This is a genomic window from Klebsiella terrigena (assembly GCF_012029655.1).
GTDB lineage: Bacteria > Pseudomonadota > Gammaproteobacteria > Enterobacterales > Enterobacteriaceae > Klebsiella > Klebsiella terrigena.
This window is the reverse complement of sequence record NZ_CP050508.1, coordinates 2,791,206-2,808,382: the sequence shown is the minus strand read 5'-3', so window position 1 is coordinate 2,808,382 and position 17,177 is coordinate 2,791,206. Positions and strand designations below refer to the sequence as shown.

Below are 17,177 nucleotides of genomic sequence, written 5' to 3'. Positions count from 1 at the left end.
TTTTCTCTGCGTTTATGCCCGCGTCATCAGGGCCGCTAAACTCAACTTACTATCTGCAGCCTGAATACGGAGCGCCCGATGGTCACCACACACGTTTTTATTGCGGCCAGCCTTGATGGCTACATCGCCCGGCAGGATGGCGATATCGGCTGGCTGCTGCAGCGCGACGATCCGACGGAAGATCACGGCTATATGGCGTTCATCGCGGACAAAGACTGGATCGTGATGGGCCGGGGAACCTATGAGAAGGTGCTGGCCTTCGACGAATGGCCCTATGACCGGCCCGTGCTGGTGCTCTCCCGCCAGCTGGCCGATACCCCCGTGCCCGAGGCGCTGAAGGGTAAAGTGCAGTTTTCCCGCCGCGCGCCGAAGGAGGTACTGGACGACCTGGCGGCGCAGAACGCGCATCGTGTCTATATCGACGGCGGGCAGCTGATCCAGTCTTTCCTGCGCGAAGGGCTGGTCGCCGATATTATTATCACGACCGTTCCCGTCCTGCTCGGTTCGGGCAAGCCGCTGTTCGGATCTCTGCCCCAGGATATCGATTTGACGCTGCTATCAAGCCGCAGCTTCCCTTCAGGCCTAGTGCAGTCGCACTATCGGCTGACGCCACAAGCCGCATAGACTCGCGGGGCGGCCTGCGTGAAGGCGTGACGGCCGCCCTGCTGCTAGCGATAGCGTTCTGCTTCCACCGCCTCGCGAACCTTAACCAGCGCGGGCCGCAAACTCTCCGTCGAGACCGATCCCAGTGCCAGCCTGATGGCCTGGGGGACGGTTTGCGCGGTGCAGAAAGGCGCCGCCGTCGAAACGGAAATATTGTCGTCCATCAGCGCCTTGACCACCCGATCCGCCCTCGCCTCATCCGGCAGCGGCAGCCAGGCAAAATAGGAGTCCGGATGGCTCACGCAGGGAAGATCGCCCAACGCCTCTCTTAACACCGCCTGCCGCCGGCGCGCATCGGCTCTTTTTAGCGTTTCAACGCGGCTGATGGTGCCGTCCTGGAGCCAGCCGCAGACCAGCGCCGTCAGTACGGAGGGGGTATTCCAGGTCGTGGCGCGAATCGCTCTCTCCAGCGCGGAACGATAGCTTTCAGGGCAGATAACCACCCCGACCCGCAGGCCGGTCGCCACGTTTTTTGAAAATCCGCTGATATAAACGGTGCGCTCTGGCGCATAGCACGCCAGCGGCGGCGGCGGCCGTCGCACCAGGTAGGCGTAGGCGCTATCTTCGACGATCAGCAGACTGTGGGCGCGGGCAATCTCGGCCAGCGCCTTGCGCTGACGGTGGCTAAGTACCCAGCCCAGCGGATTGTGCAGCGTCGGCATGACGTAGACCGCCCGGACGCGTCTTTTTTGACAGATCTGCCTGAGGGCCGCTAAATCCGGGCCATCAGCGAGGGACGGAATGGCGATAAGCTCAAGATGGTAGAGCTCGGCCAGCGCTTTGAACCCCGAATAGGTCAGCGCATCCACGGCAACGACGTCACCGGGCCTCAGCAGCCCCATCACCGTGACGGTCAGCCCGTGCTGGGCGCCGTTGACGATCAGCAGGTTGTCCGCCGTCGGCCGAAATCCGTGCCGGCAAAAGTGTCCGGCCATCATCTCGCGCTCACCGAGCCTGCCGGCGTGGGGCTGATAGCGCAGATGCGACTCGATGTCACCGGCCGCCGAAAGCTGCCGCAGCGCGTCGCGCAGCATCTCTCCCTGCCCCGGCAGCGCCGGATAGTTAAAATTCAGGTCGAGCACGTCCGTCGCCACCGTCTGCTGATCGACGCCATGACCCGCAGGCAGCGACCGCTCTCTGACAAAGGTGCCGCGCCCGGTTTCGCCGCTCACCAGCCCCATCGCCTCCAGCTCGCTGTAGACCCGGGTCGCGGTCGCCAAAGAGATATGCTCCTGCGCGGAGAGCTGCCGGTGCGTCGGCAGGCGCGTTCCCGGCGCTATCTCGCCGTTTCGTATCGCCTCAGCGAATTTATCAACAATGCCTTTGTAGCGGGCTTTCATCAAATGTATCCATGACAATAATTTGATTGTATTAGATTAGCGAGGCTACCATCCGCTGACCCCAGGCTCAAGCCCGGAAACGTGAACAAACAGACGAGGTTACAGTGGTGAATTCAGCGGTACATAAAGCCGACCCCGGCGCCGTTTCCGGCTGGCTCAACGGCCTGCTCGGCGTGATTATTTTCAGCGGCTCTTTGCCCGCCACGCGCGTGGCGGTGCTGGAGATGGCCCCTTTCTTTCTGACCTTTCTGCGCGCATCTATTGCCGGAATAGTGGCCTGCGCGCTGATTTTGTGCTTTCGCCAGCGGCGCCCCCACGCTTCGCAGCTCGTCGCGCTGACCATCGTATCTTTGGGAGTGGTGGTGGGTTTTCCGCTGCTGACCGCCCTCGCGCTGCAGCACGTCACCGCTGCACACTCCATCGTGTTTCTCGGACTTCTGCCGCTGACCACGGCCATTTTCGGCGTTCTGCGCGACGGTGAACGCCCCAAAACGGCCTTCTGGATCTTTTCGGTCATCGGCAGCCTGCTGGTAGTGGGCTTCGCGCTCGCGCAAAGCGCCTCGGCGTCGCTGACCGGCGATCTGCTGATGCTGGCCGCCGTCGTTGTCTGCGGCCTGGGCTACGCCGAGGGCGCAAAGCTGACCCGCGCTATCGGCGGCTGGCAGACGATCGGCTGGGCGCTGATTATCTCGCTGCCTTTCATGCTGATCGCCACCGTGATAACCCTGCCGGCGACCTTCAGCGGCATTAGCGCCCCGGCCTGGGCGGCGTTAGGATACGTATCGCTTTTCAGTATGCTGATCGGCTTTATTTTTTGGTACAAAGGGCTGGCAATCGGCGGGATTGCCGCCGTCGGCCAGCTCCAGCTGCTGCAGCCGTTCTTTGGCCTGACGCTGTCGGCGGTCCTGCTGCATGAAACGGTCAGTCCGGTAATGGTTTTCGTCACCTTAGGCGTTATTCTGTGCGTGAGCGGATCGCGAAAGTTTGCCCGATAAAACGCAGTGGTCGCCAGGGTTACTCCCATTTTATTTAAAGGAATCAACGATGTTTACAGGCCTGAGCGCATTCCCTCTCACCCCGCTGGCGGGGGCGGAGATCGACGAGAAGTCGTTTGTGTCACTGATTGAAAACCTGGTCGATGCCGGCGTGGATTCCATAGGCGCGCTGGGTTCGACCGGCAGCTACGCCTATTTGACCCGGGAGCAGCGGCTCAGGGTCACCCGCCTCGCCGTCGACGCCGCGTCCGGTACTCCGGTGATGACCAGCATCAGCAACATCAGCGCAGATGAGGTCATGAGGCTGGCGGAGGATGCGCAAAACGCCGGCGTTAGCGGCGTGCTGCTGGCGCCGCTGTCGTATCAGAAACTGAGCGCCGATGAAGCGTTTCGCCTGTATGACCGCGTCACCGCCGGGCTATCGGTCCCGCTGTGCGTCTACGATAATCCGGCAACCACCGGGTTTCACTTTTCCGACGACCTGCTGGTCGCCCTGGCGAACCTTAACCACGTCGCTTCGATAAAACTCGGCGAGCTTGCGGCAGAGTGGAGCGCCGCCTCGCAGCGCATCGCCGCCCTGAAGAGCCGGATCGCCGGACAGGTCACGCTCGGCATCAGCGGCGACGCCCGCGCCGCGCCGGGCCTGATTGCCGGCTGCGGCGTCTGGTACTCCGTACTCGGCGGACTCTTCCCCCGCTACGCTCTGCGCCTGACCCGGGCGGCCCAGCGCGGAGATGAAGACGAGGCGCTCAGGCTTAGCGCAGACCTTGCGCCGCTGTGGGCGTTCTATCACCGCCACGGAAGCCTGCGTGCGATCGCCACCGTCGCCGAGATCCTTGGCATCGCGCCGGCGCCGTGCCTGCCGTTCCCCCTGCAGACGCTGAGCGGTCAGGAGCGACTCTCCCTGGAGCAGATCCTCGGTCAGCTGCCGCGGCTGGATTGATCGGCAGCGGCAGGGTTATTTTTTCAGGCGCCCGGCGAGCACGACGCCGATAGCGGCGGTCATCATGATGCCGGCAAGCAGGAAGGTGAAGCGCATGGCGCCGCCAATGGCCGACGCCGGAGCGTGAACGAGGTCCTGCGTGCCGGCGGCAAACGAAAAAACGCTTCCCATGACCGCCGCACCGGCGATCAGCCCCATATTCCGCGCGAGGCTCAGCAGTCCTGAGACCGTGCCCTGCTGGCCCGGCAGCGCGTCGAGCAGCGCGGCGGTATTGTTGGCGGCCTGAAAGAGCTGGTAGCCGGGGGTCAGAACCATCACCGACAGCACGTAGCCGATTATGCCCGTCCGGTTCGGCAGCTCTGCCAGCATAAAGGCTCCTGCCGTCAGCAGGATCAGCCCCACGTAGAGCGTGCGGCGGGTTCCCCAGCCGTCAACCAGGCGGCCGGCAGGCACGCCGCAAAAGATAGAGACCACCGGGCCGATAGCCATCACAAAGCCCACTTCCGCGGTGCTCAGATTAAGTGCGCTGCCGAGATAGAACGGCCCCACCACCAGGGTGGCCATCATCACCGCAGCTACCAAAAGATTGGCCAGCAGCCAGGGCACCAGAGGGCCGATCGGCGCCGGACGCTGGCTTATTCGTGACTCGGCGCGCGCGCGGCGATCGGCCGGCAGGACGATAAACACCAGCAGCAGCGCCAGGCAGGCGATCGGCAGCTGAACCCAGAAAATGCTGCGCCATTCCGCCCAGGCTATCAGCAGCCCGCCGAAGGAGGGACCGAGCGCCGTGCCCAGCGCCGAGGTGGTTCCCAGCAGCCCCATCGCCCGGCCGATGCGATCCTTCCCGGCTGCCTGTCTCATAAGGGCCATGCTCAGCGTCATCAGGAAAGCGGCTCCCGCCCCCTGCAGCGCCCGCGCCGCGGTTAAAAACCACAGGCTGGCGGCCAGGCTACAGAGCAGTGAGGCCAGCATAAAGAGGCCGAGGCCGACCATCAGCATGCTCTTCAGTCCCCATCTATCGCCGAGGCGACCGGCAACGAGCACCGAGATCGTCAGCGCCGCCAGATAGACGGTGACCACCGCCTGCACCTGCGGGAAAGGGGCGGAAAAGGCCGCGGCCAGCGTGGGTAGCGCAATGTTAGCGATGCTGGTGCCCAGCGAGGCCAGCAGCATACAGAGCGCGAGCGCCGTCGTTATTGCCGCCTGTTTGTGTTTCGGGTTCGGTAATTCCACCTGTGTCATCGCATTGCCCTCTTGCCGGAAATTCGGTTCAGGAGCATGCTACGACTTCAAGTCGAATTGAGGTCAAGCATGAAATTTCTGGATATCGGTGAAGTTTCGGCCCTGAGCGGGATCAGGCCCTCGGCGCTGCGCTACTACGAAGAGATCGGCCTGATCGCGTCAATTTCACGCCACGGGCTGCGCAGACAGTTTCCGCACGACGTGCTTTTGCATCTGAAGCTCATCACCATGGGCAAAGCGGCGGGCTTTTCGCTCGATGAGATCGCAAGCATGTTCGGCAAGCAGGGTTCGCCCGACCTTCCGCGCGCCGGGCTGCACCAGCAGGCCGACCGCATCGACCGCCAGATCCAGCAGCTCACCGCCCTGCGCGACACGCTTCGCCACGTCGCCGACTGCCCGGCACCTTCGCATATGGAGTGCCCGACCTTCAGGCGTCTTGTTGAGCTAGCGGGGAAAACCGGTGCCAGGGCGGCAAAGAAAAAAGCGCCGAGCGGCCGATCGCTGAAGCGGCCCGGCTAACGGCTAAACGAAAAAAGCGCCCGTAGGCGCTTTTATTTTTACTCTCCGCTCGGGACCGGTTTTACCCGGACGCCGACCAGGACAATGACCATCGCGCTGAGCAGCAGCAGACCGCTGCCGGTAAAGACGCCGCTGGCGCCGGTGATATCAAACACCGCCCCGCCGCCGGCCGCACCGGCGCTGATGGCCAGCTGGATGGAGGCAACCAGCAGCCCCCCGGCGCTTTCGGCCTCATCCGGCACCGTGGTGGCAAGCCAGGTTGACCAGCCTACCGGCACCAGGCCAAAGGCGAAGCCCCACATGGCCACCATCAGACCGTCAAGCAGCGCCAGATGGCCGAAGGACACCATCATCAGCGCCAGAATGCTCATCACCAGCGGCACCAGCGCCAGCGTCATGCGCAGGCTGCGGGCCAGTAAATGTCCGGCAATAGAGGTCCCGACAAAGTTCGCCAGCCCAAAGCCTAGCAGGATCAAGGAAACCCCCTCCACGCTCGCCTGGGCGACGGTTTCCAGAAACGGCCGCAGGTAGGTAAAGAAGGCGAAATGGCCGCTGAAAATCAAAATGGTTGCCAGCATGCCGCCCAGCATCCCCGGTCGACGCAGAACCTTAAACAGCGTCGCAAAGCTGCCTGCGCTTTCCGGACGCATGGAGGGCAGAACCCACAGCTGCCAGAACAGAGCCACCAGGCTCGGCAGTGCGCAGATGATAAACACGTTGCGCCAGCCGATCATCCCGCCTAAATAGCTGCCCAGCGGCGCGGCCACGACGGTCGCTACCGATACGGCGGAGAAGATAATGGCCAGCGCTTTGGGTACAAACGCGGCGGGCACGAGGCGCATCGCGGTCGCGGTGGACATTGACCAGAACCCGCCGATGGCAATCCCCAGCAGCAGGCGGCCGAGGAGTAAAAACTCCAGCGAAGGCGCAAAGGCGACCATCATGCTGGAGATGATTTGCAGCACCGAAAAAAACATCAGCACCCAGCGGCGATCGATATTTTTGGTCGCCGGGGTAATGAGCAGCCCGGTAACCAGCGCCACCAGTGCCGTCGCGGTCACCGCCTGCCCCGCCATCCCTTCACTTACGCCCAGGCTTGTCGCCATCGGCGTTAACAGACTGGCGGGAAGAAACTCTGCAACAATCAGGCCGAAAACGCCCAGCGCCAGCGCATAAACGGCCCGCCATGCGGGTTTGGCGTTTAGCTGGCTCTCATCGGCTACAATGCAGGAACTCATATACATCTCTCCAGAACAGTTAACAATCCGACACAGCTTAGAAACTTCTCATCGGACGATCTATGATGCATACTCTGCCATTATTGATTATTCGTCCGGGAATAGCGTTATGACCCATCAGGCCATCGATCTCACCAGCGAACTGCTGCGCGGCATGCGTCTTTCAGGCGTCAACTACCGGCGCATTGAGTCCGGCCGCCCGTTCGGGGTGGCCTTCAGCTATGTGCCAGGCAAGGCGCAGTTTCACTTCATCAGCCGCGGCCCGGTTGTGCTGCGCATGGCCAGCGGCCAGCAGCTGGCTCTCGAGAGCGGCGATGCGCTGTTTATCCCCAACGGCGACGGCCACGCGCTGATGTCCGACGCCGGGGCGCAGATCGTCAACGTACAGCAGCTGCCTACCGAGCCGGTGTGCAGTACGGTGTGCTGCATCAAAAACGAGGGCCCGCAGCCGGCGCAGGACAACGCCATTATTTTCAGCGGCTGTATGGACTTTGAGCTCGGCGGCATGCAGCCGCTGGTCAAGGCGATGCCGGAGGTGATGATGGTCAGCAGCCTGCTGAATACCCGCCCGGAAATCCAGCCTCTGCTGGCGGCGATGGAGCGAGAAACCCTCACCCGCCAGGCGGGCTATGCGGGGATCCTCGCGCGGCTGGCGGACGTGGTGGCGGCGCTGATCGTTCGCGGCTGGGTTGAGTGCGGCTGCGGCAACGCCACCGGCTGGGTGCAGGTGCTGCGCGATCCGAAGCTGGCGAGAGCTATCTACGTGATGCATCAGCAGCCCGGGGTTAACTGGAAGGTTGAGGATTTGGCCCGCGAGGCCGGAACTTCGCGTTCGGTATTTGCCGAGCGCTTTCTGGCGGCGACCGGCACGACGCCCGCGCGCTATCTGACCGAATTACGCATGCGGCTGGCGGTTCAGTACATCTCCCATGAGGGCCAGGCTCTGGAAAAAGTGGCCTTTAAGCTGGGCTACAGCTCCCATGCCGCATTTAGCCGCGCGTTTAAGCGTATTACCGGCAAGGCGCCGGGCGCCCTGCGCGCTATTTCACCTGGCGAAGAGATATAGGCAGAATATCCGCCCGCCTTTTTTGGCAGCGCGGCTGAATTATATTTGCTCAATTCGCCGCTAAATATCACTATGGCGTATGCGCTATTGCATCCCGGCTAAGCAGGATAATTAACAGGAAGTGAGCAGAAAAAACAGCCGCCGCCGATCGCGGAAAACGGGAAGCCGCAGGCCGCGGCAGAGTAAGGTCCGCATCGCGCATCCGGCGCTGCTTTTTATTAAGCGTCCGGAGTTTATCGGCAAGCTGGCGTGTGGCGCGCTGTTCTTCGGGTTTTTTATTTACGGCTTATACGATAACGTCAGCTGGCCGTTTATTGCGCTCGGCTGGGTCTCTATTTTGCTGTATCCCTTTGCCAAAAAAGGGGCTGACGATACGCTGCTCCACCTGACCTCAGCGCGCGTGTTTGAGGTTATTGATGGCTACCGAATTGGCACGCTATATCTTTTTATCGTCATGCCGCTGACGCTGCCTTTAGCGCCGCCGGCTATTTTATTTATCACACCGTGAAGTGGCGGCAGATGCGCAGGCAGGCACCTTAACCGCCGCTAGCGCTGCTCTTTCTTACTCTGCCAGTTTGCCCACGGGCCGTCGGTCGGCATATCCTCCCGCTCATCGGCAATATCTTCCAGGCTATCAATATAGAGTTCTTCCACTTCCTTGCGCGCCCAGGGCGTCCGGCGTAAAAACTTCAGGCTGGATTTGACGCTGGGATCGCTCTTAAAGCAGTTAATATTGATGCGCTTTGCCAGCTCCGCCCAGCCATATTTCGCCACCAGTGCGTTGAGTAACGCCTCAAGCGTGACGCCGTGGAGGGGATCTTTTGAAGGCTGCATAATGTCCTGTCCTGAAATACCTGAGAAATTGCGCACACCATACTGACTCCTTTCGCCCCGCGCAACTCGCGAGGCGGACTTAGCGCGCTATTGCCCTTATCTACTATTCGCAAAAGCACTGAACCCCCTACGGACATAAATTAGAAAAGAAGGTTATTGGTTGATTATTTTCGCTTAGGGCAAGCTGTGTTTGACCGCCTGACTGAGGAAATGATTATGCGCTGTTGTTGTCCCCGAACCCTGAATCTGAATACCCGAAAATATACGCATACCGCCTTCGGAGAACACAATGAACGCAACCACCCTGCCGATTCTCGATCTTGCCCGCTACGCAGATCCCGCTGAGAAATCCGCTTTTCTCACCGACCTGCGCCATGCCGCGCGCGATATCGGCTTCTTTTACCTGATCAATCACGGAGTGGATGACCAACTGCAGCACAGCGTGCAGCAGCTCTCCCGCCGCTTCTTTTCGCTGGCCGATGCGCAAAAGCAGCCGGTCGCCATGATCCACTCCCCGCACTTTCGCGGCTATAACCGCGCCGCGTCGGAATTGACCCGCGGGCAGCCGGACTGGCGCGAACAGTTCGATATTGGCGCCGAGCGCCCTGCTCTGACCCTCGGCGACGATGCGCCGCGCTGGCAGCGCCTGCAGGGACCTAACCTGTGGCCGGACGCGCTGCCTGAGCTGAAACCAACGCTGCTGCGTTGGCAAAGCGCGATGACGCAGGTCGGTATTACCGTGCTGCGCGCCTTTGCCGAAGCCTTGAATTTACCCCATGACGCCTTTGATACCCTCTACGGCCAGCAGCCTAACGAGCATATCAAACTGATCCGCTACCCCGGCCAGCAGGAGACGCAAAGCACCCAGGGCGTTGGCGCGCATAAGGACTCCGGGTTCCTCAGCTTTTTACTCCAGGATGAGCAAAAAGGGCTGCAGGTTGAAGTCGCACCCGGCCGCTGGATCGATGCAACCCCGCTGGCCGGCAGCTTTGTGGTCAATATTGGCGAACTTCTTGAGCTGGCGACCAATGGCTATCTGCGCGCGACGGTGCATCGCGTCATTTCGCCGCCGGCGGACCAGCAGCGCCTCTCTATCGCCTTCTTCCTCGGCGCGCAGCTGGACGCCGTGGTTCCGGTCTACACCCTGCCGCCTGAACTGGCGCAGGAGGCGCTCGGGCCGGATAGCGATCCGCAAAATCCGCTGCTGCGGGAGGTGGGCTGGAACTACCTGAAGGGGCGCCTGCGCTCGCATCCGGACGTTGCCGAACGCTACTACCAGGATGTGTTTCGCGAACGCGCCGAACAACTGATCGTTTAAACATAACAATAAAGGAAAACACCATGAAAAATGCCGCTTTCAAACTGGCAGGGGTAGCACTGTCTCTTTCTCTGGCATGGACCTCGGCGCAGGCCGCCGCGCTGCGCGTCGCCGCTGACCCGGTACCACATGCCGAGATATTGAATTACATCAAGAAAATCGATCCGAGCCTCGATCTGAAGATCGTTGAGCTCACCAGCGGCGTGAACGCCAACGAGCTGCTGGCTAACGGCGACGTGGATGCCAACTATTTCCAGCACGTTCCCTATCTGAAAGATCAGGAAAAAGCGCTGGGTAAAACCTTTACCGTAGCGGCGACGGTGCATATTGAACCGCTGGGTATATACTCGCGCAAACACAAAGATTTCAAATCCCTGCCGGAAAACGCCACCGTCGCGGTGCCGAATAACACCACCAACCTGAGCCGGGCGCTGTTCCTGCTGCAGAGCCAGGGGCTGATTAAGCTGGCGGCGAAATTTACCGACCCGGCCACCACTCTGGCAACGCCAAAGGATATTGTGGAGAACCCTAAACATCTCAAAATTCTTGAGATTGAATCCCCGCAAATCCCCCGCTCGCTCGACGACGTCGACCTCGCGGTGATTAACGGCAACTATGCGCTGGAAGCGGGCCTGACGCCGGCAAAAGATGCGCTGGGTCTGGAAAGCGCGGCGCATAACCCCTACGCCAACATCCTCGTCACCAATCCGTCCCTGGCCAACGATCCGCGGATCAAGCAGCTGGCGAAGGATCTGACGTCGCCGCAGGTGGCGGAATTTATCCGCAAACAGTACAACGGCTCGGTGATACCGGTCGCGCCGCAGTCATGATTGAGGTGCTGGGGCTGAGTAAAACTTATGCCGGAACGGGCCGACCGGCGCTTAACGATGTCTCGCTGCATGTCCCTAAGGGCGCCGTTTACGGCATCCTTGGGCGCAGCGGCGCGGGCAAAAGTACGCTGATACGCTGTCTGAATCTGCTGGAGCGGCCCACTGCGGGCCGCATTATTGTGAACGGGCATGATATTACGCAGATGGATAAATCGGCCCTGCGCGCCTATCGCCTGCGCACCGGCATGATCTTCCAGCATTTTAATCTGCTCCATGCGCGCAGCGTCGCCGACAACGTTGCGGTGCCGCTGGAAATAGCCGGGATGGCAAAGGCCGCCCGGCGGGCCCGGGTAGAGGAACTGCTCGATTTGGTGGGGCTCAGCGATAAGGCCGAGGCCTTTCCCTCCCAGCTTTCGGGTGGGCAGAAGCAGCGCGTGGGGATCGCCCGCGCGCTGGCCGCGAGGCCCGACGTGCTGCTGTGCGATGAAGCGACCAGCGCGCTGGACCCCGAAACCACCGCTTCGGTGCTGGCGCTGCTGGCGGATATCAATCAGCGTCTTCATCTGACCATCGTGCTGATCACCCACGAGCTGGAAGTGGTTAAAACCCTGTGCGATCACGCCGCGCTGCTGGAAAAAGGAGAGATTGTTGAAAGCGGAAAAATTGCCGATCTGCTGGTGGCACCGTGGTCAAAACTGCGCCAGTCGCTGCTCCACGACCCGCAAACGGAGCGCGACTTTCTCGCTCGTCACGGCTTTCACGGGAGGCCTTTATGCGGAGTAGCATGAGCTGGGAAGATCTCTGGCCGCTGCTGGTTGACGGCACTCTGGACACCCTTTATATGGTCGGCCTGGCGACATTTTTTACCGTTCTGCTCGGGCTACCGACCGGGATTATCCTGTTTATTTCGCGCAAAAACGGCCTGCTGCCGATGCCAAAACTCAACGCGCTGCTGGGGGCGGCGATCAATTTCGGCCGTTCGCTGCCGTTTATTGTGCTGCTGATTGCGCTGATCCCGTTTACCCGCCTGATTATCGGCACCACCCTCGGCAGCACCGCCGCGGTGGTGCCGGTAACCATCGGCGCCTTTCCCTTCTTCGCCCGGCTGACGGAAAACGCGCTGGACGAGGTGGACTACGGGCGGATTGAGGCGATTCTGTCGATGGGCGGCAACATCTGGCACGTGATATTTAAATCTCTGCTGCCGGAAGCGCTGCCGACCCTGCTGGCCGGCGTGACGCTAACTATCGTTATGCTGATTGGCTTCTCGTCGATGGCCGGTGTGATCGGCGGCGGCGGATTGGGCGACCTGGCGATCCGCTACGGCTACCAGCGCTTTAATAACGAGGTGATGGTGGGCACGGTACTGATTCTGGTGGCGATGGTCCAGGGCGTGCAGATGACCGGTGACCGCCTGGTTCGCCGCCTGGCGCACCGTCGTTAGGTTCATCAAGGGCGATCTCCTGACGGCGCCGCCCTTTATCTCTCCTGCTCTTTTTCTCGCCTCTGGTGCAAGCCGCACTCGTGAATTAAGGTCTCCATCAGCTCCGTTGCCGACAGCTCGCGGATCAGGCCCACGCCCTGTCCCGCCCAGTGGGCGCCGTAGCGCTCATCCCCTCCCGCTTTAGCCGCCGTCGCCAGCGCCTTACCGGCAGCATAGGCCAGCGGATAGGCCGGGATCTCAGAGACCGGAACCTGGTGTGCCAGCGCGCGCCAGCCGTTGTGTATACAGCGCGCCGGACGGCCGGAAATGGCCGCGGTGAGCAGGGTTTGCGGGTCAGGATCGGCTTTAATCGCCTGACGATAGCCGCTGTCCGCCGCCGATTCCGGGCACAGCAGAAATGCGGTCCCCAGCTGCGCGCCCTCGGCGCCGAGGCTCATAGCGCGGTAAATTCCCGCGCCATCCATAATGCCGCCAGCGGCAATAATCGGCAGGCCCACCGCTCGCTTCAGACTCTGGACCAGCGTAAAGGTGCTCAGCTGCTGGTCGTCACCGCGTTCGTCAAAGATCCCGCGATGGCCGCCCGCTTCGTAGCCCTGCGCAATCACGATATCCACACCCTGCGCCTCGATCTGCCGGGCTTCCTCAACGCTGGTGGCGGTGGCCATGGTGACGATGCCTCTCTCCTGCAGGCGGAGAATGACCTCCCGGGACGGAATGCCGAAGTGAAAACTGACCACCGGCGGCGCCAGTTCGAGCAGCAGCTCAAGCATCGCCTCGTGCCCGAGGAAAGTTTGATAAATCTCCGTCAGCGCCGCCGGCGGCTGGCTCCCCGCGTGGGCAAACGCCGGACGCAGCCGCTCAAGCCACCGGGCTTCAACCTGCTCGTCTCTGGGTGCCGGAAGGTGGCAAAAAAGGTTCACGTTAAACGCTCTTTCGGTGAGCCGCCGCGTTTTGTCGATCAGCGCCCGCGCCTGGGAAACCGAAGAGGCGCCCAATCCCAGCGAGCCCAGGCCGCCAGCGTTGCTGACTGCCGCCGCCAGCTCGGGCGTGGATACGCCGGCCATCGGGGCCTGTATAATGGGATAAACGATATCAAGCTGCTGCAACAGGCGGTTGCTCATGATTGATCCTGCGTAGATTTGTGATATTCAGTGCTTAACATCTCTTTTCGAGATGCTAAGATCAATATTAATTCCATATTTAGAAGAAAAACATGAACCACAGCACGCTGGAAATCTTTAAAATTGTCGCCCAGGAGCACAGCGTCACCCGGGCGGCTAAGAGGCTGGGACGCGCGCAATCGAACATCACCACGCGCATCCAGCAGCTTGAGGAGGAGCTCGACGTCGAGCTGTTCGTGCGCGGCAATAAAAAGATGCGGCTCTCCGCCGCCGGGGAGCGCTTTCTTGACTATACGCTGCGGATCCTCAGCCTGGCCGAAGAGGCGAAGCAGGCGCTGCATCCGACGCAGCCCGCCGGGAGCCTGCGGATGGGGGCGATGGAGGCCGCTGCCGCCAGCCGCTTAACCTCAATTCTGCCGCGCTTTCATCAGCAGTGCCCGGCGGTCGCCCTCACCCTGCAAACCATGCCTACCCGGCAGCTGGTCGAACGCGTGCTGAGCGCTGCGCTCGACTGCGCGCTGGTAAGCCTGCCGCCGGACGCCAGCGGCGAGCCGGAGTGTCCGGAGGCGCTGGAGTATCTGCCTCTCTTTGCCGAGGAGCTGGTATTGATAACCCCTGCCGGACAGGAAGCGTTCAGGCTGGCGGCGTTTGCCCAGGGCTGCAGCTATCGCCAGCGCGGGGAAGCATTTTTGTCCGCCGTGAAAAACGTTGAAGTCCAGGAGATCGGCTCGTATCACGCCGTGATTGCCTGCATTGCCTCGGGGGGATATGCCGGGATCGTACCGCAGAGCGTGCTGGCGCTCATGACGCTACCCGAAGGCTGCGAGACGCAGCCGGTCGGCACGGCGATGACCCAGCTGGTGTGGCGCAAAGGCTACGCTTCGCCGGCGCTGGATGCCATGCGCCAGCAGCTGCTGCTGGCGGCCGATATTTAGCGCTCCCGCCTTTGCCCGGCGGGTTTGCCGAGCGTCACCAGTACGGCGGCCACGAACAGCGCCCCGCCCGCGGTGCCGAGAGCGGCGTTGAAGGAGCCGGTCAGCGCGTGCAGAACGCCGGCCGCCAGCGGGCCGATAATCTGCCCGATGCCGTAAGTGGCGGTCATGGCGGCGATCATATTGAATGTCACCAGGTGATTCAGGCGCCTGCCTTCCGGCAGCGCCAGGGTCACGGTGCCCATAAAGGTGAAGCCAACCAGCAGAGCGCTCAGCATGCAAAACGCCAGGGAGTGGCTCCAGGCGGGGAGGATCACGCCGGTCGCCTGCACCATCAGGTTGAGGGTAAACGCCCGCCGGTAGCCGAGCTTAAGCGCCAGCCGGTGCCAGACAAAGCAGGACGGAACCGCCGCCAGGCCAAACAGCGCCCACAGCTGCACCGGGTCGATATCGGTGAGCGAGCCGGAGAGAAACAGCGGCAGATAGGTCGCGGTGATGATATAGCCGAATCCGGCTAAGCCGTAGATAATCAATAGCTTCCATGCTTCTCCGCGCTGGCCTTCTGCACCTGCTGCCTGAGCCGATACCGTCGGTTTCCAGTCCACGAGGTAGTCCGACGGGCTGAGCAGCAGGCGCAGGACCAGCAAAAACAGGAGCGCGGCGCTGGCGGCACAGATCAGCCAGATCTGCTGGCTGGTCAAGGCGTGGCTTTTGGCGAGCGAAATAAACTCCGCCGAGAGAAAAATGCCCATTCCGACGCCCGAATAGAGGATCGGCGCGCCGTTGTGATGCTTCATATGCTGCAGCAGCCACAGCGAGGCGGCGATCAGGGTGACCGCGCTCAGCACGCCGGCAGCGCCCCTGACCGCAATAATGGCCAGCGGCGAGCGTAGCCAGCCGAGCGCCGCCAGACACAGCAGGGTTAAGAGTACCGACGCGAGGTTTAACCACTTCGCATCGCCCGGCCTGGCCTTCGCCAGCATCAGCGCCCCCAGCAGATAGCCCGCGTAGTTCGCCGAGGCCGCGAGATTGCCTTCACGCAGCGTTAAAATATGCTCATCCAGCATCAGCGGCAGGATCCCGGTAAAGGCAAAGCGCCCGTACCCCATCCCGACGATCAGCACCACCGAACCGGCCAGCGCCAGCAGGAAAGCCTTCAGTTCTGGCCTGCATTCAGTCACGTTGCGCACTCCTTTCAATGATTAATCTCAAATAGAGAATTATTTATATTTTAAATTCTCAAATTAGTATGATTATAAATTGACGGACAGGCAAGCGGCGTTGGATCGGCGCCGCGGATCGTCAGAACGGGAAACTAGAGGAAAACGCCGGGAAATGCTTCGTCGGTCAACGAAATATGCAGGATATTAAGCGGGAAACGCCCCGCCTCCGCTGCTGGCGCAAGCCGTCGCGCAGCAGAGGCGAGGACGGAAAGCATCTACTCGTCGCGCAGCCACGGCGTGATGGTGATGCCGGTCAGCAGCCCTTCCGGACTCAGCAGACGCGTCACCGTCTGCCCCCACGGCTCGACGCGGTTGGCGATAAGCAGGCGGTAACCCTTCGCCAGCAGGCCGTCGCTGGCCGCCTGAATATCGCGCACCTCAAACTCGATCCACGCCTGGGGCTGCGGGAGATCCGCCGGCCAGCGGTCAACGCCAAAACATGATTGCGCCGCCTGCTCCAGCGGCCACAGCGCAAAGTGCTTCACCCCGGCCAGCGCGTCCTGCTCCGTGAGCAGGTAGTCGGGGTTACCCTCCATCGCCTTCAAAGGCAAACCCAGCGCCTCGGCGTAAAACGATCGGCTGCTTTCGGCGCTGCGGGTAATGGGTCCAAACCCGGCGACGAACAGCACCTCAATTCCGGCTAAATCGGCTGTCATACTCCCTCCTGGAGGTTGATATACGAGATGAGATATATACCGCGAATTGGCCCCGCTGCCCAGGCAATCAAATGGCCTGGCGGCTGCTGAGCGCCAGCCGCGCGGCGAAGAGCATGAATACGCCGCCCGTCGCCCGGTCCATCCACTGGATAAATCCCGGCGCCTTCAGCAGGCCCGACGCATAGCGGGTAGCCATAATCAGGGTTAAGGACCACAGGGTGCCCAGCAGCACGTGGATGCCGACCAGCAGAAAGGTCCAGACCACCGGGGAGTGGCCGCTGGGGATAAACTGCGGCAGAAACGAGACGTAGAAGACGCCCATTTTAGGGTTCAGCACGTTGCCTAACATCCCCCTTAAGAACCAGTTACCGCCAGCGGGCGCCGCCGTTCCGGCATCAAAGGCGCGGCGCGGCCTGAGGATCAGCTGCAGGCCCAGCCAGCACAGCCAGGCAGCGCCGCACCATTTTAACAGGCTGTAGGCCAGCTCCGATGCCGCCAGCAGCGCGCCTAAGCCCAGCGCGACCAGCGCCCCCCAGATCAGGCATCCCGCGTCGATACCCAGCGCGGCCTGAAAGGCTTTTTTACCGCCTTCCGCGGCGGAGGTTCGTAGGATGAGGGCGGTATCGAGACCCGGGGTTAAGGTCAGGAGCAGCGCAGCAAATGAAAAGGCAAGAAGGGAATCGGTGACGGACATTTTCTTTCTCCGAAAGAGTGGATTTTAGATAAATTTGGCGGCAGCAGCAACGGCATAAATTTCATCTTGCGGCGGTTTAAGTGAAACGTGCGGAAATCACATCCTGGGCTCGTGCTGGC

General features: G+C 61.5%; 19 protein-coding genes. 11 read left to right on the top strand and 8 right to left on the bottom strand.

The window, feature by feature from the left end:
* Positions 1 to 78: 78 nt before the first annotated feature.
* Positions 79 to 624, top strand: a complete 546-nt coding sequence (locus tag HCK03_RS13270; protein WP_041145604.1) for a dihydrofolate reductase family protein — start codon at positions 79 to 81, stop codon at positions 622 to 624.
* A gap of 44 nt (positions 625 to 668) precedes the next feature.
* Here HCK03_RS13270 and HCK03_RS13265 read toward each other — a convergent pair whose 3' ends face one another.
* On the bottom strand, positions 669 to 2,003 hold the full coding sequence (locus HCK03_RS13265) for an aminotransferase-like domain-containing protein (RefSeq protein WP_143716697.1): 1,335 nt from the start codon (positions 2,001 to 2,003) through the stop codon (positions 669 to 671).
* Between the two features lie 104 nt (positions 2,004 to 2,107).
* Between HCK03_RS13265 and HCK03_RS13260 the strand changes: the two genes are divergently transcribed.
* The gene (locus tag HCK03_RS13260) at positions 2,108 to 2,998 is read left to right on the top strand and encodes a DMT family transporter (RefSeq protein ID WP_167691716.1); all 891 of its coding nucleotides are present in this window, start codon (positions 2,108 to 2,110) and stop codon (positions 2,996 to 2,998) included.
* A gap of 49 nt (positions 2,999 to 3,047) precedes the next feature.
* On the top strand, positions 3,048 to 3,941 hold the full coding sequence (locus HCK03_RS13255; RefSeq protein WP_167691715.1) for a dihydrodipicolinate synthase family protein: 894 nt from the start codon (positions 3,048 to 3,050) through the stop codon (positions 3,939 to 3,941).
* A gap of 15 nt (positions 3,942 to 3,956) precedes the next feature.
* Here the strand turns inward: HCK03_RS13255 and HCK03_RS13250 are convergent, their stop codons facing one another.
* Positions 3,957 to 5,183: an MFS transporter gene (locus tag HCK03_RS13250; protein ID WP_167691714.1), complete on the bottom strand. Its 1,227-nt coding sequence runs from the start codon at positions 5,181 to 5,183 to the stop codon at positions 3,957 to 3,959.
* 69 nt (positions 5,184 to 5,252) lie between these two features.
* Here HCK03_RS13250 and HCK03_RS13245 point away from each other — a divergent pair, with 69 nt between their 5' ends.
* Positions 5,253 to 5,702, top strand: coding sequence for a helix-turn-helix domain-containing protein (locus HCK03_RS13245; protein WP_143991867.1), 450 nt, complete (start codon positions 5,253 to 5,255; stop codon positions 5,700 to 5,702).
* Positions 5,703 to 5,740: 38 nt separating this feature from the next.
* On the opposite strand, the gene HCK03_RS13240 is transcribed toward HCK03_RS13245, so the two are convergent.
* Positions 5,741 to 6,940 carry an MFS transporter gene (locus tag HCK03_RS13240; RefSeq protein WP_167691713.1) on the bottom strand — a complete coding sequence of 400 codons (1,200 nt, stop codon included), beginning with the start codon at positions 6,938 to 6,940 and terminating at the stop codon, positions 5,741 to 5,743.
* Positions 6,941 to 7,049: 109 nt separating this feature from the next.
* Here HCK03_RS13240 and HCK03_RS13235 point away from each other — a divergent pair, with 109 nt between their 5' ends.
* Together HCK03_RS13235 and HCK03_RS13230 are read left to right on the top strand one after the other, a co-directional pair.
* Positions 7,050 to 8,006, top strand: a complete 957-nt coding sequence (locus tag HCK03_RS13235; RefSeq protein ID WP_123552320.1) for an AraC family transcriptional regulator — start codon at positions 7,050 to 7,052, stop codon at positions 8,004 to 8,006.
* 121 nt (positions 8,007 to 8,127) lie between these two features.
* On the top strand, positions 8,128 to 8,514 hold the full coding sequence (locus HCK03_RS13230; protein ID WP_167691712.1) for a hypothetical protein: 387 nt from the start codon (positions 8,128 to 8,130) through the stop codon (positions 8,512 to 8,514).
* Positions 8,515 to 8,552: 38 nt separating this feature from the next.
* Here the strand turns inward: HCK03_RS13230 and HCK03_RS13225 are convergent, their stop codons facing one another.
* A complete protein-coding gene (locus HCK03_RS13225; protein ID WP_134526067.1) occupies positions 8,553 to 8,840 on the bottom strand; it encodes a VF530 family protein in 288 nt (95 codons plus the stop codon).
* A gap of 289 nt (positions 8,841 to 9,129) precedes the next feature.
* Between HCK03_RS13225 and HCK03_RS13220 the strand changes: the two genes are divergently transcribed.
* From HCK03_RS13220 to HCK03_RS13205, 4 genes are read left to right on the top strand one after another with little or no spacing between them, the layout of a single operon-like run.
* Entirely contained in the window at positions 9,130 to 10,158 is a 1,029-nt protein-coding gene (locus tag HCK03_RS13220; RefSeq protein ID WP_167691711.1) for an isopenicillin N synthase family dioxygenase, read from the top strand.
* Between the two features lie 23 nt (positions 10,159 to 10,181).
* Positions 10,182 to 10,988: a MetQ/NlpA family ABC transporter substrate-binding protein gene (locus HCK03_RS13215; protein WP_041145614.1), complete on the top strand. Its 807-nt coding sequence runs from the start codon at positions 10,182 to 10,184 to the stop codon at positions 10,986 to 10,988.
* Positions 10,985 to 11,776, top strand: coding sequence for a methionine ABC transporter ATP-binding protein (locus HCK03_RS13210; protein ID WP_076947518.1), 792 nt, complete (start codon positions 10,985 to 10,987; stop codon positions 11,774 to 11,776). The genes HCK03_RS13215 and HCK03_RS13210 overlap by 4 nt, the downstream gene beginning before the upstream one ends.
* A complete protein-coding gene (locus HCK03_RS13205; protein ID WP_166793729.1) occupies positions 11,773 to 12,432 on the top strand; it encodes a methionine ABC transporter permease in 660 nt (219 codons plus the stop codon). Before HCK03_RS13210 ends, HCK03_RS13205 begins: the two co-directional genes overlap by 4 nt.
* A 35-nt stretch (positions 12,433 to 12,467) precedes the next feature.
* Here HCK03_RS13205 and HCK03_RS13200 read toward each other — a convergent pair whose 3' ends face one another.
* The gene (locus tag HCK03_RS13200; RefSeq protein ID WP_167691710.1) at positions 12,468 to 13,553 is read right to left on the bottom strand and encodes an NAD(P)H-dependent flavin oxidoreductase; all 1,086 of its coding nucleotides are present in this window, start codon (positions 13,551 to 13,553) and stop codon (positions 12,468 to 12,470) included.
* A gap of 92 nt (positions 13,554 to 13,645) precedes the next feature.
* Here HCK03_RS13200 and HCK03_RS13195 point away from each other — a divergent pair, with 92 nt between their 5' ends.
* Positions 13,646 to 14,488, top strand: a complete 843-nt coding sequence (locus HCK03_RS13195) for a LysR family transcriptional regulator (RefSeq protein ID WP_167691709.1) — start codon at positions 13,646 to 13,648, stop codon at positions 14,486 to 14,488.
* Here the strand turns inward: HCK03_RS13195 and HCK03_RS13190 are convergent.
* The 3 genes from HCK03_RS13190 to HCK03_RS13180 form a co-directional block, all read right to left on the bottom strand.
* The gene (locus tag HCK03_RS13190; RefSeq protein WP_407692384.1) at positions 14,485 to 15,666 is read right to left on the bottom strand and encodes a YbfB/YjiJ family MFS transporter; all 1,182 of its coding nucleotides are present in this window, start codon (positions 15,664 to 15,666) and stop codon (positions 14,485 to 14,487) included. The genes HCK03_RS13195 and HCK03_RS13190 overlap by 4 nt on opposite strands.
* A 257-nt stretch (positions 15,667 to 15,923) precedes the next feature.
* Positions 15,924 to 16,364 carry a VOC family protein gene (locus HCK03_RS13185; RefSeq protein ID WP_041145618.1) on the bottom strand — a complete coding sequence of 147 codons (441 nt, stop codon included), beginning with the start codon at positions 16,362 to 16,364 and terminating at the stop codon, positions 15,924 to 15,926.
* Positions 16,365 to 16,431: 67 nt separating this feature from the next.
* A complete protein-coding gene (locus tag HCK03_RS13180) occupies positions 16,432 to 17,058 on the bottom strand; it encodes a LysE family translocator (RefSeq protein ID WP_115192688.1) in 627 nt (208 codons plus the stop codon).
* Positions 17,059 to 17,177: the final 119 nt, after the last annotated feature.

Excerpts from the sequence above, each read along its gene's own strand:
- HCK03_RS13270 (WP_041145604.1), top strand. The coding sequence starts at position 79 with ATGGTCACCACACACGTTTTTATTGCGGCCAGCCTTGATGGCTACATC.
- HCK03_RS13265 (WP_143716697.1), bottom strand. The coding sequence starts at position 2,003 with ATGAAAGCCCGCTACAAAGGCATTGTTGATAAATTCGCTGAGGCGATA.
- HCK03_RS13255 (WP_167691715.1), top strand. The coding sequence starts at position 3,048 with ATGTTTACAGGCCTGAGCGCATTCCCTCTCACCCCGCTGGCGGGGGCG.
- HCK03_RS13250 (WP_167691714.1), bottom strand. The coding sequence starts at position 5,183 with ATGACACAGGTGGAATTACCGAACCCGAAACACAAACAGGCGGCAATA.
- HCK03_RS13245 (WP_143991867.1), top strand. The coding sequence starts at position 5,253 with ATGAAATTTCTGGATATCGGTGAAGTTTCGGCCCTGAGCGGGATCAGG.
- HCK03_RS13240 (WP_167691713.1), bottom strand. The coding sequence starts at position 6,940 with ATGAGTTCCTGCATTGTAGCCGATGAGAGCCAGCTAAACGCCAAACCC.
- HCK03_RS13235 (WP_123552320.1), top strand. The coding sequence starts at position 7,050 with ATGACCCATCAGGCCATCGATCTCACCAGCGAACTGCTGCGCGGCATG.
- HCK03_RS13225 (WP_134526067.1), bottom strand. The coding sequence starts at position 8,840 with ATGCAGCCTTCAAAAGATCCCCTCCACGGCGTCACGCTTGAGGCGTTA.
- HCK03_RS13220 (WP_167691711.1), top strand. The coding sequence starts at position 9,130 with ATGAACGCAACCACCCTGCCGATTCTCGATCTTGCCCGCTACGCAGAT.
- HCK03_RS13215 (WP_041145614.1), top strand. The coding sequence starts at position 10,182 with ATGAAAAATGCCGCTTTCAAACTGGCAGGGGTAGCACTGTCTCTTTCT.
- HCK03_RS13210 (WP_076947518.1), top strand. The coding sequence starts at position 10,985 with ATGATTGAGGTGCTGGGGCTGAGTAAAACTTATGCCGGAACGGGCCGA.
- HCK03_RS13205 (WP_166793729.1), top strand. The coding sequence starts at position 11,773 with ATGAGCTGGGAAGATCTCTGGCCGCTGCTGGTTGACGGCACTCTGGAC.
- HCK03_RS13200 (WP_167691710.1), bottom strand. The coding sequence starts at position 13,553 with ATGAGCAACCGCCTGTTGCAGCAGCTTGATATCGTTTATCCCATTATA.
- HCK03_RS13195 (WP_167691709.1), top strand. The coding sequence starts at position 13,646 with ATGAACCACAGCACGCTGGAAATCTTTAAAATTGTCGCCCAGGAGCAC.
- HCK03_RS13185 (WP_041145618.1), bottom strand. The coding sequence starts at position 16,364 with ATGACAGCCGATTTAGCCGGAATTGAGGTGCTGTTCGTCGCCGGGTTT.
- HCK03_RS13180 (WP_115192688.1), bottom strand. The coding sequence starts at position 17,058 with ATGTCCGTCACCGATTCCCTTCTTGCCTTTTCATTTGCTGCGCTGCTC.